Raw genomic sequence first — 16,095 nt, 5'->3', positions numbered from 1 at the left:
GACGTCGCGGACGCCGTGAGGGGGATCAGACGCCGAGAGCGCCGGTCGGCAGGACGGCGTGCACGCCCCAGGTCTGATTGGCGACCTGGGTGACCCTCAGGTCGACCACCGCGCTGGCGAACGCCAGGGCCGTGGCGCGGTCGACGTGGAGCAGCGGCGCGAGCCACGAGACCATGGCGTCGAGCGCATCCCCGGTCGCGACGTCGAGATCGGCGTCGAAGCCGAAGGTGATGCGCCCGGCCGGGGTCTCGGCATGGATCCCGTCGACGGGACGGTCGTCGACGAGCTCGAGCCGCACCTCCGTCGTCATCGGGCACTCCACGGCGGTGCCGCCGACCTCGCCGTCGCCCTGCGCCGCGTGGCCGTCACCGAGGTACACGAGCGCGTCGGGCACCTGCACCGGCAGATAGAGCGTGGAGCCGGCGACGAGCTCGCGGCAGTCGATGTTGCCGCCGGCCGAGGGGCGCGGCGGGGTCGTCGGGTGCTCGCCGGGTTCGGCCGGGGCGACGCCGGTCACCCCGAGGAACGGCGCCAGCGCCACGCGCGGCCCGCGGCTCTCGATCGCGGTGCCCGCCTCGACGTCGATCTCCCAGAGGAGCCACGACGGCGGCACGGAGTCGAGACCGAGACGGGTCGTGATCGGCGTCTCGCGTCCTCCCGCGACCGTCCATCCCCAGTCGCCCGGCCGGAGGCCGTCGAAGTGGACTGCGAGCGTCTGCCCGGGTCGAGCCCCGCGCACGGCGATCGGCCCGGTGAGGGCGTGCCCGCGGGCCTCGGCGAAGAGCCTCGGCCGCTGCTCGCCCGGCACCGTCTGGCGTTCGAGGTGCCCCGAGGCGTCGAGCGACTCGACGACGACGGCGTCTCCGCTGTCGACCGTCAGCACGGGGTCGTGATCGCGCGAGTAGACGTCGTTGGTCGTCTCGCGCGTCGCGTCGAGATGGTGCCGGGTCACGAGGCGACCGGCCCGTCCGCGCCGACGCGCGGCGCCCCGGACGGGGCCGAAGCGGTGGTCGGCGCGACGACGGGCGGCGTCGCGCGCAGGGCGTCGACCACCGCGGCCGGCACCGTGCGGCTCAGGTAGCCGATGCGCGACTCGCGCACGTGCCACCCCATCCGCTCGGCCGCCTGCTCCGGGTCGCCCGCGTCGATGGCCGCGAGGATGACGCGGTGGTCCGGCCACAGCCGCTTGCCCCGCGAGAAGGTGTCGAGAGCGTAGAGCCACTCGATCTTCCGCGACAACTGGCGCAGCAGGGTCGCGAGCGTGGTGCTGCCGCTCAGCTCGGCGACGCCGAAGTGGAACCGCTCGTTGAGGTCGACGAGTCGGTCGAGGTCGTCGTCGGCGACGGCACGGTCGCCGTCGGCGAGGATCCGCTCGAGCGAGCGACGGACGCGCCACCAGTCCTCCGGCGGCGCGTCGACGCTGAAGAGGGCCCGCGCCCGCGTCGCCGCGCGCCGGGCGGTCGCGATCTCGAGGGCCTCGCGCACGGCGAACAGATCGTCGGCCTCGTCGACCGGGATGGCGGCCACACGCGATCCGACGTTCGGGGTCGACTCGACGAACCCCTCGGCCTCGAGACCACGGAGCGCCTCGCGCACGGGCACGCGCGAGACGCCGTGCCGGTCGGCGAGCGAGGCCTCGGTCACGCGGGTGCCCGGCTGCAGGACGCCCGTCACGATCTCGCGCCGCACCGCGTCGAGCAGGCTGATCGGCGCCGGGGCGCCGGCCTCTCCGAGGGGGTCGGAGCCGGGGGCCGAGGAGGCGCGGGTCGTCCCGTCGCGTCGGTCGGACGGGTCAGACGGCCAGGCTGGCACCGGGGATCGCTCCTAGCAGTTCGTGGGTGTACTCGTCGCGAGGCGACAGGAACACGTCGTCGACGCTGCCGCGCTCGACGATGCCTCCCCGGCGCATCACCACCACACTATGGGCGATCTGCCGCACGACGGCGAGGTCATGCGTGATGAACAGGTAGCTGAGACCGAGACGGGTCTGCAGCTCGGCCAGCAGATCGAGGATCTGCTCCTGCACGAGCACGTCGAGCGCCGACACGGCCTCGTCGCAGATGAGGAGCTCGGGCTCGAGGGCGAGGGCCCGGGCGATGGCCACGCGCTGACGCTGACCGCCCGACAGCTCGTTCGGGCGGCTCTGCGCCACCGTGCGGGGAAGGGCGACCTGGTCGAGCAGCTCGGCGACGCGGCTCCGGCGCGTGGCGCGGTCGCCGACGCCGAAGATGCGCAGCGGCTCATCGATCAGCCGTTCGACGGAGTACGTCGGGTCGAGCGAGCCGTACGGATCCTGGAAGACCGGCTGCACCCGTCGCCGCAGCGCATGCCGGGCCGCCCCGCGACTGGCGGTGATGCTCTCGCCGTCGACCAGCGCCGTGCCTCTCGTCGCCGACTCGATGCCGAGCACGATGCGGGCGAGGGTCGTCTTGCCCGAGCCGGACTCGCCGACCACGGCGGTCGTCGTGCCGCGCGGCACGGCGAACGAGATCCCGTCGACCGCCCGGACCGTCTCGCCGCGTCGCCCGCGGAGGCGGTACTCCTTGACCAGATCGGTGACGACGAGGATGTCGTCGGCGGCGGTCGGCGCATCGTCGCCGACCGGCTCGTCGGCCCGGAGGGCGGCGGCCGCGGCGACCGTGGGCGCCGCCGCGACGAGGCGACGCGTGTACTCGTGCTGGGGGTCGAGCAGGATCTGCCGAGGGGTGCCGGTCTCCACCACGCGCCCGTCGAGCATGACGACGATGCGGTCCGTGCGGTCGGCCGCGACGCCGAGGTCGTGCGTGATGAACAGCAGCGACGTGCCGTGCGCGTCGACGAGCGTCTGCAGATGATCGAGGATCGTCCGCTGGACCGTGACGTCGAGGGCCGACGTCGGCTCGTCGGCGATGAGCAGCTCGGGTCGGCGCGCGAGCGCCACGGCGATGAGCACCCGCTGGCGCATGCCGCCCGAGAACTCGTGCGGGTACTGACCCGCTCGCCGGGCGGCGTCCGGGATGCCCGCCTCCGTCATCAGCTCGACGACCCTCTCGGTGACGGCCGAACGGCCCCGGGCTCCCCCGGCCCGCAGTCCGTCGGCGATCTGCGCCCCGACCGTCATCGACGGGTTGAGGTTGGTCGACGGGTCCTGGGGGACGAGTCCGATGCGGGCTCCGCGCACCGACCGCATCCGCGCCTCCCCGGCGGTCGTCAGCTCGTCGTCGGCGAGCCGGATCGTGCCCCCGGTGACGCGACCGGCGCCGGGCAGCAGGCCCAGCACGGCGGCGACGACGGTCGATTTGCCCGACCCCGACTGGCCGACGATGGCCACGCGCTCGCCTCGTCCGACGTCGAGGTCGACGCCGTGCACCACGGGCCGGTCGCCGAACGCGACCGTCAGGTCGCGGACGCTCAGGAGGGGCGCGCCGGCGGACGCGTCGGGGGTCGTCGTCGAGACGGTGCGGTCAGCGTCCTGCGGCATAGGCCTGTGCTCCTCGGGGGTTGGCGGCGGCGGACAGCACGCCCGTCGCGGGGTCTCGGGTGACGCTCGACAGGCGACCGAGCGACCAGTCGCCCGCACGGGTGACGCGGTGGCCCCGCGACTCGAGGTCGGCGATGACGTCGTCGCCCAGGCGGTCCTCGACGACGACGCCGCCGGGGGTCCAGGTACGCGGCCAGAACGAGCCGGGGAACGCGGTCGTGTGCAGCGCGGGTGCGTCGATGGCCTGCTGCGGCGTGTACCCGCCGACGATCGTGCGGAGCAGGTACAGCAGCTGCCACTGGTCCTGCTGGTCGCCGCCCGGCGAGCCGAGGGCGACGACCGGTCGGCCGTGGCGCGACACCAGGGTCGGGGTCAGCGTCGTGCGCGGGCGTCGACCCGGTTCGAGCGTCGAGGCGGTGCCCTCGTCGAGCCAGGCCATCTGCAGTCGGCTGCCGAGGCAGAAGCCGATGGCGGGGATCGTCGGCGACGACTGCAGCCAGCCGCCCGACGGCGTCGCCGAGACGATGTTGCCCCAGCGATCGACGACGTCGATGTGGCAGGTGTCGCCGCGCGTCGCCCCCGTGGCGTCGACGGCGGGCTCGGCCGACGCGGCGGCGAGGGGGTCGTCGTCGACGGGCGTCTCGGCGAACGAGCCGACGGTCGGCTCGCCGACTCCCGCGACGGCGCCGGAGGCCTCGTCGTCGGTGCGGAGCGCCGCGAGCGGACGCGCCCCGGGCACGAGATCGCCCGGTCGCAGCTCGAGCGACGCCCGCGGGCCGATCAGCGCCCGCCTCGCGTCGGCGTACTCGCTCGAGAGCAGCGCCTCGAGGGGCACGTCGCGGTCGCCGTAGTACGCCTCGCGATCGGCCATGGCGAGCTTCTGGGCCTCGATGATCGTGTGCGCGCCGTCGGCGGTCGAGGGATCGAGCAGCTCGTCGGGCAGCGGGTCGAGCAGGGCGAGCACCTGGAGCAGGGCGGGGCCCTGACCCCACGCGCCGGTCTTGGCGACGGTGTGGCCGCGGAACTCCACGGTGGCCGCCGGCTCGAACCCGGCGCGGAACGCGGCGAGGTCGGAGGCGCGGATCACCCCGGCGTGATCCGTGCCCGACGAGTGACGGTGCGGGCGGCGGACGAACTCGTCGATCGAGCGGGCGACGAGCCCCTCGGCCCACTCGGTCCGGGCCGCCTCGATGCGGTCCTCGCGACCGGTGGGGGCGTCCTCGGAGACCGGCGCCGCGCCTCCTCGGCCGGTGACGGTCGGACCCTCGCCGGCCGCGACGAGCCCCTCGAGCACGGCCGCGTAGGCGGGGTTGGCGACGAGGTCGCCGGGCGCGGGGGGACGGCCGTCGACGAGCCAGCGGTCGGCGGAGGTCGGCCAGTGCTCGGTGAACAGGTCGCTCACGGCGCCGATCGTCTCGGTTACGCGGGCGGTGATCGGGTGGCCGTCGCGGGCGTAGCCGATGGCGTAGGCGAGCACGTCGCCGAGCTCCCACGTGCCGTGGTCGCGCAGCAGCAGCAGCCAGGCGTCGACGGCCCCGGGGACGGCAGCGGCCAGGGCGCCCGAGCCGGGCACGAGGTCGAGGCCCTCGGCGCGGTAGTGCTCGACCGTGGCGCCGGCCGGTGCGGGCCCCTGACCCATCAGCACGGTCGGCGAGTCGGGGGCGTCGGCGGTCGCGAACACGGCGGTCAGGTCGCCGCCGGGCCCGTTGAGGTGCGGCTCGACGACGTGCAGCACGAAGGCGCCGGCCACGGCGGCGTCGAAGGCGTTGCCCCCGCGCTCGAGCACGGCCTGGGCCGACGCCGTCGCCAGCCAGTGCGTGCTCGCCGTCATGCCGAAGGTGCCGACGAGGTCGGGGCGGGTGGTGAACGCCGGAGGCGCGGTGTACGTCACAGTGATCGGTTCCGTTCGCTGGAGGTCGGGTCGAGCGCGTCGCGGAGGGCGTCGCCGAACAGGTTGAAGCCCAGGCAGATCGCGGCGATGGCCAGACCCGGCACCACGGCGGCGAAGGGCGCCCGCCCGAGGTACTGCTGCGCGTCGCTGAGCATGATGCCCAGACTGGCCGTCGGCGGCTGGATGCCCAGTCCGAGGAACGACAGCAGCGCCTCCCCGATGACGGCGACCGGCATGATCACCGTCGCCTGCACGATGATCGCCGAGACGCAGTTCGGCAGCACGTGGGTGAAGATCACCCGCAGCCCCGTCGCGTCCATCGTGCGGGCGCCGAGCACGAAGTCGGTCGACGCGACGCGCATCGTCTCGCCGCGCACGACGCGGATCATGGTGGGGATCTGAGCGATGCCGAGCGCGATGACGGCGTTGCCGAGACTCGGCCCGCTGATCGCCGCGAGCGCCACCGCGATGATCAGGAACGGGAACGCCAGCATGACGTCGGTCACCCGCGAGATCACGCCGTCGAGCCACCGCCAGTAGCCGGCGAGCAGACCGAGCGGGGTGCCGACGACCACGGCCAGCAGCACGCTGAGCACGCCGACGACGAGCGAGACGCGGATGCCGTGCAGCATGCGCGAGAGGATGTCGCGGCCGAGGTCGTCGGTGCCGAGGAGGTACCCGACCGTGCCGGGCTGCTGGAACGGTGCGGCGAAGTTGACCTCGGTGGGCCCGTGGGGGGCGATCAGCGGGGCGAGCACCCCGAGGAGGAGCACCACGAGCAGCATGACGCCGCCCGCGAGGCCGAGGCGGTTGCGTCGCAGCTGACCCCAGACCCGGCCGCGGGCCGAGCCGAGCTCGGGGGTGGTGGGCACGATGACGGTCATCAGGAGGCTCCTCCGACTCGGATGCGCGGGTTGAGGACGCTGTACAGCACGTCGACGACGAGGTTGATGACGATGTAGCCGAGGGTGATGACGAGCACGACGGCCTGGACCACGGGGTAGTCGCGGGTGAACACCGAGTCGAGCGTCAGCTTGCCGAAGCCGGGGAGGGCGAAGATGCGCTCGGTGACGACGGCGCCCGAGATGAGACCGCCGAGCTGCAGACCGACGATCGTGACGACCACGATCATCGAGTTCCGCAGGCCGTAGCGCATCAGCACCCGGCCGCGACCGAGCCCCTTGGCCCGGGCCGTCCTGACGTAGTCGGTCTTCATCGTCTCGATCATCGAGGCCCGGGTCTGGCGCATGATGACTGCCGCCAGGGACGTGCCGAGGATGAGGGCGGGCAGCGTCAGATGCACGAGGGCCTGGAACGGGTCGACGCTGACGGGCACGTAGCCGGAGGCCGGGAAGATCCCGAGCCCCACCGCCAGCCAGAGGATGGCCAGGATCCCGAGCCAGAAGTTCGGCACGCTGAGGCCGACGAGCGCCGCGGCGTTGGCCATCCACTCGGGCCAGCGACCCCGGTAGCGCTCGGCGACGACCCCGAGGGCCACCCCGACCGCCACCGCGACGACGATCGCGTAGAGCGAGAGCCAGAGGGTGACGGGCAGGGTCGCGCCGATCAGCTCGGACACCGGGGTGCCCGTGCGGGTCGACTCGCCGAAGTCGCCGGTGAGGAAATCGCCCGCGAACCGGAGGTACTGCACGACGATCGTGTCGTCGAGTCCGAGCTCGGTGCGGATCGCCGCGACGCGTTCGGGCGAGGCCTCCTCACCCGCCAGGGCGAGGGCCGGGTCGCCCGGCAGCTGCCGGACGCCGACGAACACGACGATCGAGGCGAGCACGAGCGTCAGGGCGGACTGCCACAGGCGGGTGAGGAGGTAGCGGGCCATCGGGTCAGTCCGCCTCGACGAATGCGGCGTTGCTCAGACGGACCACGCCGTCGGCGTAGGTCGACACCCCGGCGATCTCGTTCGAGAGCGCGGTGAGGCTGCGCACCCGGTACAGGTAGATGATCGGGTCGTCCTCCTGCACCTGCGCCACGGCCTGGCCGTAGAGGTCGGCGCGCTCGTCGACGTCGTTCGTCGCGGCCGCCCGGGTGAGCAGGTCGTCGACCTCGTCGGAGCTGTAGCCGCTGTAGTTGTTGCCGCCGCCCGTCGACAGGAAGTTGTACGTGTTGCCGTGCGGGTCGACTCGGCCCGACCAGCCGAGCTGGAGGGCCTCGAAGTCGCCGCGCGTCTGCACGTCGAGCAGGGTCGAGTACTCGACCGGCGTGATGGTCAGCTCGAAGCCGCCCTCGGCGACCTGGGCCTGGAGCGCCTGGGCGAAGCGGACCGTGTCGGGGTTGTTGCTCACCTGCATGTCGATGGCGTAGGGCGTCTCGACACCGGCGTCCTCGAGCAGCTGCCGTGCGGCCTCGGGGTCGTACTCGGGGCAGGCGTCGCTGGCCTCGGTCGCGAAGGGGCTCTCGGGCGAGATCGGCGAGCAGGCCGGGTCGTAGAGACCGCCGAAGATCGACGAGACGAGCGACTCGCGGTCGATCGACATCGAGAGCGCCTGGCGGACGGTCGCGTCGGAGGCGAGCGGGGTGTCGATCTGCACGGGGTCGGTGCCGACGCCGTCCTGGTTGCCGATGTTGACGGTCAGCCCCTGGTAGCCGAGCGAACCGACCTCGAGCACGGTCAGGGCGTCGTCCGCCTTGAGCGACTCGACGTCCTGGGTCGACATCGAGTCGGCCACCTGCACGTCGCCGGACTGCAGGTTCGCCGCGCGGATGCTCGCGTCGGTGATGATGCGGTAGGTGATCGAGTCGAAGTGGACGTCGTCGGCGTCGTAGTAGAGCGGATCGCGCTCGACGGTGATCGAGGTCTGCGGCACGCGGTCGGCGAACTTGAAGGGTCCGACGCAGACCGGGGCGTCGCCGAAGTCGTCGCCCTGGGCTTCGAGGGCGGCGGGCGACATGACCATTCCGGCCCGGTCGGCGAGCGCCGCCGTCAGCGGGGCGAAGGGCTCGGAGTAGTCGATCTCGACCGTGTCGTCGCCGACCGCGGTGATGCCGGTGATGGGGCCGAGCTCGCTGCGCCGCGACGAGTCCTCCTTGTCGAGTCCGCGCTGGAGGGTCGTGACGACGGCCTCGGCGTCGAGCGGCGTGCCGTCGGCGAAGACGGCGTCGGTGCGGACGGGGAAGCTCACGGTGAGTCCGTCGTCCGACACCTCGGGCAGCTCGGTCGCGAGCATCGGGACGATCTGACCGTCGGCGTCGATGTCGTAGAGCTTCTGGCACATCGTCTCCATGACGTACCGGGTGTAGAGCGACGACGAGGTCGTGGGGTCGAGGCGGTCGGGCTCGGCCGACAGCGCCATGACCAGGTCGCCGCCCTCGACGATCGTCTGGTCGCCGATCGCGGCGGTCGAGACGTCGTCTCGGGTCTCGTCGGAGGTCTCGGCGGTCTGGACCGCCTGGCAGCCGGTCACGGCGAGAGCGAGTCCGAGGGCGGCCGCGGGGAGGCCGAGCAGCCTGCGGCGGGAGTGCGGGGAGCGGGACATGCGGATCCAATGCTCGAGGTCGGAGGGGTCGGGGTGGATTGAATACAATCAGCCGCGATGACACCCCTTCGTATACATCTTGTTACGACCGTGTAAAACGTGCCGGAGCCGAGGAGGCGCGATCCGACTCGCATCTCCGGTCGGAACTGGGATCGATACCAGGCCGTGATCCTCGGTGGACGCACGCATTTAAAGGGCTCTGCCCTTTCACGAAGCAGACAGGTCGTGCTAGAACTGGGAGCGCACACAGTCTTGTGCGCCCCATCGTCAAGGAGGACGACCGATGTCACGAACCCATCGACCCCGCCGACCGCTCACCAGCCCGCGGAGGCGGCTCGGCATCGCCACCGGGGCGTTCGCCCTGACGGCCGCGCTCTGCGGAGGGATCGTGCCGACCGCCTCGGCGACGGCCGCGACGACGGACGACGCGACCCGCGCCTCCCGGGTGGCGGTCGCGAACCCCGGCTTCGAGGCCGGCTCGACGGGGTGGGTCTCGAAGGGCACGGGCACCGCCCGCCTCGAGTCCGGCGGCCACGAGTCGGCCACCCGTCTGACGCACCACCTGCCGACCGCCGGCCGCGCGACGACCACGCAGAAGGTGAAGAAGGTCTCCCCCGGCTGGTGGACCTTCTCGGCCTGGGTGAAGAGCGGCGGACCGGCCGGATCGAGCACCCTCTCGCTGACCGGCTGCGGTCAGGGCTCGAGCAAGGACGCCGCGGGCACCACGGTCATCCCCTCGACCGAGTCCGACGACGGCTGGCTGCGCCTCACGGTGTCGGCCGAGGTCACCCACAGCCAGTGCACGCTGACCCTCACCACCGCGGGCGACGCGGGCGCCTGGGCGAGCATCGACGACGTCGCCTTCGCGCCGGGGCGGGTGACCCGCGACATCCGGGGAGCCGACCTGTCGGGGCTCCCCCGCAACGAGGACCGCGGCGCGGTCTACCTCGACGCCTCGGGACGCCCCACCGACGCTGTCGAGCAGATCGCCGACGCCGGCGCGAACCTCGCCCGCCTGAAGGTCTGGGTCGACCCGACGGACGGCTACAACGACCAGGACGACGTCGTCGCCATGGCGAAGCGCATCGAGGCCTCGGGCATGGGACTGCTCGTCGACTTCCACTACTCGGACCGCTGGACGGACCCGGGCGCCCAGACGATGCCGAAGGCCTGGGCGGGGCTGTCGGCCCCCGAGGTCGCCACGCGCATCCACGACCACACGCGGAGCGTGCTCGACGCCCTCGCCGCCGAGGGCATCGTCGCCGACGCCGTCCAGGTGGGCAACGAGATCAACCCCGGCATGGTCTGGCCGCTCGGTCAGACCTGGGACGTCGACCCGAGCGACGGGGTCAGCGGCGCCCAGTGGGACAACCTCGCGATGTTCCTCTCGGCCGGCTCCGCCGCGGTGCGCGAGGTCTCGCCCGAGACCGACGTCATCCTGCACCTCACGAACATCAACAACGGCATCGACGGCCTCACCTGGTGGTTCGACCAGGCCACCGCCCGGGGCGTCGACTTCGACGTGATCGGACTCTCGTACTACTCGTACTGGCACGGGAGCCTCAGCGACCTGCAGCAGGCCGTCACCGTGCTGACGGACCGCTACGACCGTGACGCGCTCGTCGTCGAGACCTCGTACCCGTGGACCCTCGCCGACGACCCCGACCACACCTGGGAGAACGTCGTCGCGAGCGCCTCGATGCTGACGGCCGGCTACCCGGCGACCCCCGCCGGCCAGGCAGCGAACTTCCGCGCCGTGCAGGACGTCGTCGCCTCCGCCCCCGGCGGACGCGGCACCGGCGTCGTCGCCTGGGAGCCCGCGTGGACCGCCGTCGACGGCGCCGGCTGGGACCCGGACGACCCGACCTCGGGCAACGCGTGGGAGAACCAGGCCATGTGGGACTTCGACGGGCGGCCCCTGCCCGCCCTCGACGAGTATGCGGCCGACTGACGGCACCCGCCGACGGCCCCGAGGAGGCGCGGTGCGCGACCTCGCGCACCGCGCCTCCTCGGCCGCCCGGCCGTGCCTGCTCGGCCGCTCCCGCCCTGGCTGACAGCGGCCCCGGCGAGACTGGGGCATGATCGAGGCAACCCCGTGACTCGATTGGACCAGCGTGACCACCAGCGACGAAGTCGACCTGATCATCGACGCGTGGGCGCGGGTGCGACCCGACATCGACTTCGCCCCGCTCGACGTGTTCTCGCGACTGCGTCGCATCTCGAGGCGCCTCGACCGGTTGCGCGCCGAGGCGTTCCGTCACGCCGACCTCGAGATCTGGGAGTTCGACGTGCTGTCGACCCTGCGTCGCGCCGGCGACCCGTTCCAGCTCTCGCCGAAGGACCTCGTGGCCGCCACGATGGTGACCAGCGGCACGATGACCAACCGGCTCGACCGCCTCATGGAGCGACAGCTGGTCGAGCGCCACTCGGACCCGCGAGACGGCCGGGCCGCGCTCATCCGCATCACGCCGGTCGGCGTGGAGCGCGTCGACGCGGCGATGAGCCTGCTCGTGCAGGTCGAGCGGTCGCCCCTCGACTCGCTCACCGCGCACCAGCAGGCGGAGCTCGCCGAGCTGCTGCGCGTGCTCGGCGCCGAGTTCGCCTGAGAGCGGCTCGCCGCGCCCCGACCCGCCCCCCTTTTGGGGGATGCAGAGTTGAGAGTCCGTCACCATAACCTGTGGTGATCCCGGGGACGTGGCCGTCCACAGTCTTGACACCGGCGGTCGTCGCGACGAGGCACCCGACCGCCGTCGCGGAGGGAAGCCCATGTCCAAACGTCTCCGTTCCGTCGTCGTCCTCGTTCTCGCCGCAGCACTCACCGCGACCGTCGCCGTCCCGGCATCCGCCGCGGGACCCGCTGCGGGTGGCACCGGCAATCGCTACCTGCTCAACGACCGGTGGAGCGGCGCGGCGAACATCGATGTCCGCTACGGACGAGACACCGACGTCGTCTACACCGGCGACTGGAACGGCGATGGGAAGGACACCCTCGCCGTCCGCCGAGGGGGCACCTACTACTTATCGGACAAGGTCGGCGGTAAGGCGACCACGACCGTGAGCTATGGTCGCGCGAACGACGTCGTCGTCATGGGCGACTGGAACGGCGATGGCCGGGACACGCCGGCCGTGCGCCGCGGTAACGTCTACCTCTTCAAGAACAGCTTGTCGGCCGGTGCCGCCGACGCGACCATCCCCTTCGGACGTGCGAGCGACGACGTCGTCGTCGGCGACTGGAACGGCGACGGCAAGGACACCCTCGGAGTCCGGCGCGGAAACCAGTACTTCTTGAAGAACAGCATCCGGGGAGGCGCAGCCGACATCACCTTCAGCTTCGGCAAGACGACCGACAAGGTCTACTTCGGCGACTGGAACGGCGACCGGAAGGACACCCCCGTCGTGCGTCGGGGCAACACGTACTTCATCTCGAACGCCACGCGTGGCGGCGCTGCCGAGACCTCGCTCGTCTACGGCAAGACGACCGACATCACCCTGACCGGCGACTGGAACGGCGACAGGAAGGACACGCTCGGCGTCCGACGCGGCGTGGCGAAGCCCCCGGCACCGAAGCCCGCTCCCGCGCCGGCACCGGCACCGGCACCCAGCGGACCCAACGGCGACCTCGACTGCGGCGACTTCTCGAGCCAGGCCGCGGCGCAGGCGGAGTACGAGCGATGGATCCGGGCGGGCCTCGGCGACGTCCACGATCTCGATCGTGACGACGACGGCCTCGCTTGCGAGTCGTCCTTCTAGCCGGCAACGCGGGCCAGGCCATGCGAAACGGATATCGCGACGCTCTGCTCGCCGTGTGGATCTTCGCCCTCGTCGTGACGATCGGTTCGATCGTGCTGGTGGTGAGCGCCTCCGCGTCCCTCGACATCAGCGACGGGAAGATTCCTGCCCCACAGAACATCCTCATCGCCTACGGGGCGTGCTTCGGGGTGGTTCTCGGCGCCGGTGCGACCTTCTTCGCGGGGATCGCCTGGCTCGTCGTCGGGGCCATCGGGCGGGACGCGTCCTCGGGGGCACGTCCCCCTCGGGAGGCGCGGTGACCCGAGTCGCGGGCTAGCTGGAGGCCGTGAAGGCCGCGCTGGGGAGGTCCTTCTCGCCGTCGACGATGGCGCGCACGATGCGGGCGGCGACGTCGTCGGGGTCGAGGGCCGCGCCGAAGGCCGGGGCCGTGCCCGCGACGGCGCGGGTCGCGAGACCGGTGTCGGTGTGGCCCGGCCGCGCGTCGAGCACGCGGACGCCCTGTCGGCGGTATTCGCGCGACGCCGCCGAGACGAACGCCGCGAGACCCGCCTTCGAGGCCGAGTACGCGGCCATGCCGGCGGTCGGCGACTCGCTGACGACACCGCTGATGGTCACGACGAACGGGTCGCGTCCGTCCGCCGCCGACGCGGCGAGCGCGGACGAGGCGTCGCGCAGCACCCTGATCGGACCGAGCATGTTGACCTCGACGAGTTCGGCGAGCGTCTCGTCGGAGACCTCCGCCGCCGGCCCGAAACCCACGACGCCAGCCGCGATGACGACCCCGTCGAGTCGGCCGTGCGCCTGCAGCGCCGCGGCCACCAGGGAGGCGCCCCCCTGCTCCGCGCGGAGGTCGGCCAGGTACGCATCCGGCCCCGACAGCGCCTCCGGACGGCGAGCCGCTCGGACGACGGTGGCGCCCTCGTCGTCGAGCATGGCGGCGATGCGGGAGCCGAGGCCCCCGGAGGCGCCGAGGACGAGGACCACGGCGTCGGTCAGATCGGTCATGGGCCGGAGCCTACGCCGGGCGGCTCCGGCGGCGGACGATAGCGGCGGCCGACCGGGGGCGTCAAGGCGGCTCGACGTGCGTCGGCCGGGGTCGACGCGGTGGCACGATGGAGACCTCGTCGACGACGAGCGGACCGACACGGACGACGAGGGAGAGCCATGGACGACGATCCGATCGACCCCACGCGGATGCGGGATCAGCCCGCGCTCCGCACGTCGACGGGCACCGAGTGGATCGTCATCGGTCTGGTGCTGGCCGGCATCAGCAGCGCCGTCCTGCTCTTCCAGGACCACGCGACCTCCGACGTCGTCGCCGCCGTCGTCATCGCGCTCTTCGTCGCGATGCTCGTGGTCCGCTTCGCCGTGCCGCGCCGGCGGCCCCGGGTGACGACCCTCGCCGTGCTGCTCGCGCTCATCCCGGTCGTCACCATCGCCGAGCTGCTCGCCCTCATCGCCCTCTGAGCCCCTCCGAGGTCGAGGAGAGGGCTGCATCGTCGGCCGTGCGGGCGACCGCTCGGGCGGATCCGTACCATCGAGGGATGACCGCCTCAGCGAACCACGAGAGCCGATTCATCGCCGTCCTGCAGGGCGGCCCGTTCGACGGGCAGGAGCACGAGATCGACGTCGCCGACGGCATCCGTCACGACACGCTCTCGCTGCCGCAGAGCGACACCGAGGTGCTGGCGAACTATCGGCGCGACGGCTCGGACGGGGCCGACCGCGTGCTCTTCCGCTTCATCGACGACACGTTCGCCTGACCGCCACCGCTCGTGCCGGCGCCGGCCCTCAGACCGCGCTGAGCGCGAGCGCGCCCTGGCGTGCGCCCTCCGCGCCGAAGACGAGCCGCCGGTTCGCGACCTTCTCGCTGAAGAACCGGTCGTGGCTGACGACGACGACGGCGCCGGGGAAATGGACGAGCGCGCGCTCCATCACCTGGGTGCTCGCCATGTCGAGGTGGTTGGTGGGCTCGTCGAGCAGCAGCACGGAGGCCCCCGAGAGCAGGCACTGCGCCATGGCGACGCGGGCCCGCTGGCCGCCGGAGAGCGCGCCGATGCGCTGCTGCAGGTCGGCGTCCGAGAACTGGAACATCGCCAGGAACCGCGCCACCGACTTGCGGGTGGCCCGCAGGGCGAGACTGTCGGGCATCGCGTTGACCGAGTGGGTGACCGTGTCGGCGTCGTCCAGCTCGGCGAGCACCTGGTTGTACGAGACGACCCTGGCTCCCCCGGCCCAGTCGATCCGGCCCTCGTCCGCCTTCTCCTCGCCGGTGAGCACCCGCAGCAGGGTGCTCTTGCCGCTGCCGTTCGCGCCGACGACCACCAGTCGGTGGCCCCGACGGATCTCGAGGTCGAGACCTTCGAACAGGACCTTGTCGCCGTACGCCTTGCCGAGACCGTCGATGCGGCAGAGCACGTCCTTCACGTGGAGCCCGCCGTAGATCTCGGTGATGATCTGGTCGACGGGTCGGGGGGTGCGCTGCTTCTTGATCTTCGCGAGATCCTTCGTGAGCCCGCCCGCGCCTCCTGACTTGGCGTTCTTCGCCGCCTTGGCGGCCTCGCGGCGGTCGCTGATGCCCTCGGACTCGAAGGCGAGCAGCTCGGACTCGTGCGCGAACTGCTGCTCGAGGTTCTTCAGACGGAACTGCTTCTGGATCACGTACTCGCCGAAGTCGCCGGGGTACTCGTGCAGATGGAAGTTCTCGACCTCGACGATGCGGGTGACCACCTGGTCGAGGAACCGCCGGTCGTGCGAGACGACGATCGCCGCCCCCCGGAAGTCGCGGAACCACTGCTCGAGCCATTCGACGCCCGCCACGTCGAGGAAGTTCGTCGGCTCGTCGAGCAGCAGCACGTCGGGCTGCTGCAGCAGGATCTTCGCCAGCGCCGCCCGGTTGCGCCAGCCTCCGCTCAAGGAGTCGATCGGCGTGGTGCGATGCACCGGGTCGAAGCCGAGCACGGTGAGGGCGGTGTCGATGCGGCGGGGGTACTCCCACCCGTCGAGCCGGTCCATCTCGCCGAAGAGCTCGGACTGCCGGTCGATCAGACGACCGAGCTCGTCGCCCTGGTCGGGGTCCATCGCGGCGACGGCGATCGCGGCGTCGATGTCGGCGAGCTCGGTCTCCATCGCGCGGATGTCGGCGAAGAGCCCCTCGAGCACCTCGGTGACCGTCGCGGTGCCGTCGAGCTCGCTGAACTGCGAGAAGTAGCCGAGCGTCGTGCCGTCGTCCACCGACACGGTGCCCTCGTCGGGCTGCACCTGGTCGAGCACGAGCTTCAGGAGAGTCGACTTGCCCGATCCGTTGCGCCCGATGAGCCCCACCCGGTCACCCGTCTCGAGGCGGAAGAACGCCTCACGCAGCACGGGGCGGTTCTCGAAGCGGACGGTGACGTCGTTCAGGCGGATCAAGCTCATGCCCACCAGTCTCGCAGCCACGGTCGGAACACCCGCGCCCCGCCCGCTGTTGACCCCCCTGGAGCCGGCCTCACCGCACCTGTGGA

Annotated in this window: 15 protein-coding genes; 6 read left to right on the top strand and 9 right to left on the bottom strand. The window is 72.2% G+C overall.

Annotated features, from left to right (window positions below; genetic code table 11):
- Positions 1-25 precede the first annotated feature (25 nt).
- The 7 genes from ASF17_RS01225 to ASF17_RS01195 are packed head-to-tail and all read right to left on the bottom strand — an operon-like array spanning position 26 to position 8,842.
- Positions 26-952: an acetamidase/formamidase family protein gene (locus ASF17_RS01225; RefSeq protein WP_055794459.1), complete on the bottom strand. Its 927-nt coding sequence runs from the start codon at positions 950-952 to the stop codon at positions 26-28.
- The gene (locus ASF17_RS01220) at positions 949-1,812 is read right to left on the bottom strand and encodes a GntR family transcriptional regulator (RefSeq protein ID WP_235476293.1); all 864 of its coding nucleotides are present in this window, start codon (positions 1,810-1,812) and stop codon (positions 949-951) included. The genes ASF17_RS01225 and ASF17_RS01220 overlap by 4 nt, the downstream gene beginning before the upstream one ends.
- A complete protein-coding gene (locus tag ASF17_RS01215; protein ID WP_055794456.1) occupies positions 1,793-3,460 on the bottom strand; it encodes a dipeptide ABC transporter ATP-binding protein in 1,668 nt (555 codons plus the stop codon). Before ASF17_RS01215 ends, ASF17_RS01220 begins: the two co-directional genes overlap by 20 nt.
- Positions 3,444-5,351: a gamma-glutamyltransferase family protein gene (locus ASF17_RS01210; RefSeq protein WP_055794454.1), complete on the bottom strand. Its 1,908-nt coding sequence runs from the start codon at positions 5,349-5,351 to the stop codon at positions 3,444-3,446. Before ASF17_RS01210 ends, ASF17_RS01215 begins: the two co-directional genes overlap by 17 nt.
- Entirely contained in the window at positions 5,348-6,235 is an 888-nt protein-coding gene (locus ASF17_RS01205; protein ID WP_055794453.1) for an ABC transporter permease, read from the bottom strand. The genes ASF17_RS01210 and ASF17_RS01205 overlap by 4 nt, the downstream gene beginning before the upstream one ends.
- Positions 6,235-7,188 (bottom strand): ABC transporter permease, encoded by a 954-nt coding sequence (locus ASF17_RS01200; RefSeq protein ID WP_055794450.1) that lies wholly within the window; start codon positions 7,186-7,188, stop codon positions 6,235-6,237. The genes ASF17_RS01205 and ASF17_RS01200 overlap by 1 nt, the downstream gene beginning before the upstream one ends.
- A gap of 4 nt (positions 7,189-7,192) precedes the next feature.
- A complete protein-coding gene (locus ASF17_RS01195; protein WP_055794448.1) occupies positions 7,193-8,842 on the bottom strand; it encodes an ABC transporter substrate-binding protein in 1,650 nt (549 codons plus the stop codon).
- A gap of 283 nt (positions 8,843-9,125) precedes the next feature.
- Here ASF17_RS01195 and ASF17_RS01190 point away from each other — a divergent pair, with 283 nt between their 5' ends.
- From ASF17_RS01190 to ASF17_RS01175, 4 genes are all read left to right on the top strand, one after another.
- A complete protein-coding gene (locus ASF17_RS01190; protein ID WP_082474955.1) occupies positions 9,126-10,793 on the top strand; it encodes a glycoside hydrolase family 53 protein in 1,668 nt (555 codons plus the stop codon).
- 163 nt (positions 10,794-10,956) lie between these two features.
- Positions 10,957-11,448 (top strand): MarR family winged helix-turn-helix transcriptional regulator, encoded by a 492-nt coding sequence (locus tag ASF17_RS01185; protein WP_055794447.1) that lies wholly within the window; start codon positions 10,957-10,959, stop codon positions 11,446-11,448.
- Positions 11,449-11,608: 160 nt separating this feature from the next.
- Complete coding sequence (locus tag ASF17_RS01180; protein WP_055794445.1) at positions 11,609-12,592, top strand: excalibur calcium-binding domain-containing protein; 984 nt, start codon at positions 11,609-11,611, stop codon at positions 12,590-12,592.
- A 20-nt stretch (positions 12,593-12,612) separates the two neighbouring features.
- Positions 12,613-12,891, top strand: a complete 279-nt coding sequence (locus tag ASF17_RS01175) for a hypothetical protein (RefSeq protein ID WP_055794443.1) — start codon at positions 12,613-12,615, stop codon at positions 12,889-12,891.
- Between the two features lie 13 nt (positions 12,892-12,904).
- Here ASF17_RS01175 and ASF17_RS01170 read toward each other — a convergent pair whose 3' ends face one another.
- A complete protein-coding gene (locus ASF17_RS01170; RefSeq protein ID WP_055794441.1) occupies positions 12,905-13,597 on the bottom strand; it encodes an SDR family NAD(P)-dependent oxidoreductase in 693 nt (230 codons plus the stop codon).
- Between the two features lie 159 nt (positions 13,598-13,756).
- Here ASF17_RS01170 and ASF17_RS01165 point away from each other — a divergent pair, with 159 nt between their 5' ends.
- Positions 13,757-14,059: a hypothetical protein gene (locus tag ASF17_RS01165; protein WP_055794439.1), complete on the top strand. Its 303-nt coding sequence runs from the start codon at positions 13,757-13,759 to the stop codon at positions 14,057-14,059.
- Positions 14,060-14,136: 77 nt separating this feature from the next.
- Positions 14,137-14,355, top strand: a complete 219-nt coding sequence (locus ASF17_RS01160; protein ID WP_055794436.1) for a hypothetical protein — start codon at positions 14,137-14,139, stop codon at positions 14,353-14,355.
- Positions 14,356-14,383: 28 nt separating this feature from the next.
- Here ASF17_RS01160 and ASF17_RS01155 read toward each other — a convergent pair whose 3' ends face one another.
- Positions 14,384-16,009, bottom strand: a complete 1,626-nt coding sequence (locus ASF17_RS01155) for an ABC-F family ATP-binding cassette domain-containing protein (protein ID WP_055795498.1) — start codon at positions 16,007-16,009, stop codon at positions 14,384-14,386.
- Positions 16,010-16,095: the final 86 nt, after the last annotated feature.

Source organism: Frigoribacterium sp. Leaf263 (assembly GCF_001422285.1).
Lineage (GTDB): Bacteria > Actinomycetota > Actinomycetes > Actinomycetales > Microbacteriaceae > Frigoribacterium.
This window is presented reverse-complemented; position numbering and strand designations above follow the sequence as displayed.

Coding starts and splice junctions, on each gene's coding strand:
- ASF17_RS01215 (WP_055794456.1), bottom strand. CDS start 3,460: ATGCCGCAGGACGCTGACCGCACCGTCTCGACGACGACCCCCGACGCG.
- ASF17_RS01205 (WP_055794453.1), bottom strand. CDS start 6,235: ATGACCGTCATCGTGCCCACCACCCCCGAGCTCGGCTCGGCCCGCGGC.
- ASF17_RS01200 (WP_055794450.1), bottom strand. CDS start 7,188: ATGGCCCGCTACCTCCTCACCCGCCTGTGGCAGTCCGCCCTGACGCTC.
- ASF17_RS01195 (WP_055794448.1), bottom strand. CDS start 8,842: ATGTCCCGCTCCCCGCACTCCCGCCGCAGGCTGCTCGGCCTCCCCGCG.
- ASF17_RS01190 (WP_082474955.1), top strand. CDS start 9,126: ATGTCACGAACCCATCGACCCCGCCGACCGCTCACCAGCCCGCGGAGG.
- ASF17_RS01180 (WP_055794445.1), top strand. CDS start 11,609: ATGTCCAAACGTCTCCGTTCCGTCGTCGTCCTCGTTCTCGCCGCAGCA.
- ASF17_RS01175 (WP_055794443.1), top strand. CDS start 12,613: ATGCGAAACGGATATCGCGACGCTCTGCTCGCCGTGTGGATCTTCGCC.
- ASF17_RS01170 (WP_055794441.1), bottom strand. CDS start 13,597: ATGACCGATCTGACCGACGCCGTGGTCCTCGTCCTCGGCGCCTCCGGG.
- ASF17_RS01165 (WP_055794439.1), top strand. CDS start 13,757: ATGGACGACGATCCGATCGACCCCACGCGGATGCGGGATCAGCCCGCG.
- ASF17_RS01160 (WP_055794436.1), top strand. CDS start 14,137: ATGACCGCCTCAGCGAACCACGAGAGCCGATTCATCGCCGTCCTGCAG.
- ASF17_RS01155 (WP_055795498.1), bottom strand. CDS start 16,009: ATGAGCTTGATCCGCCTGAACGACGTCACCGTCCGCTTCGAGAACCGC.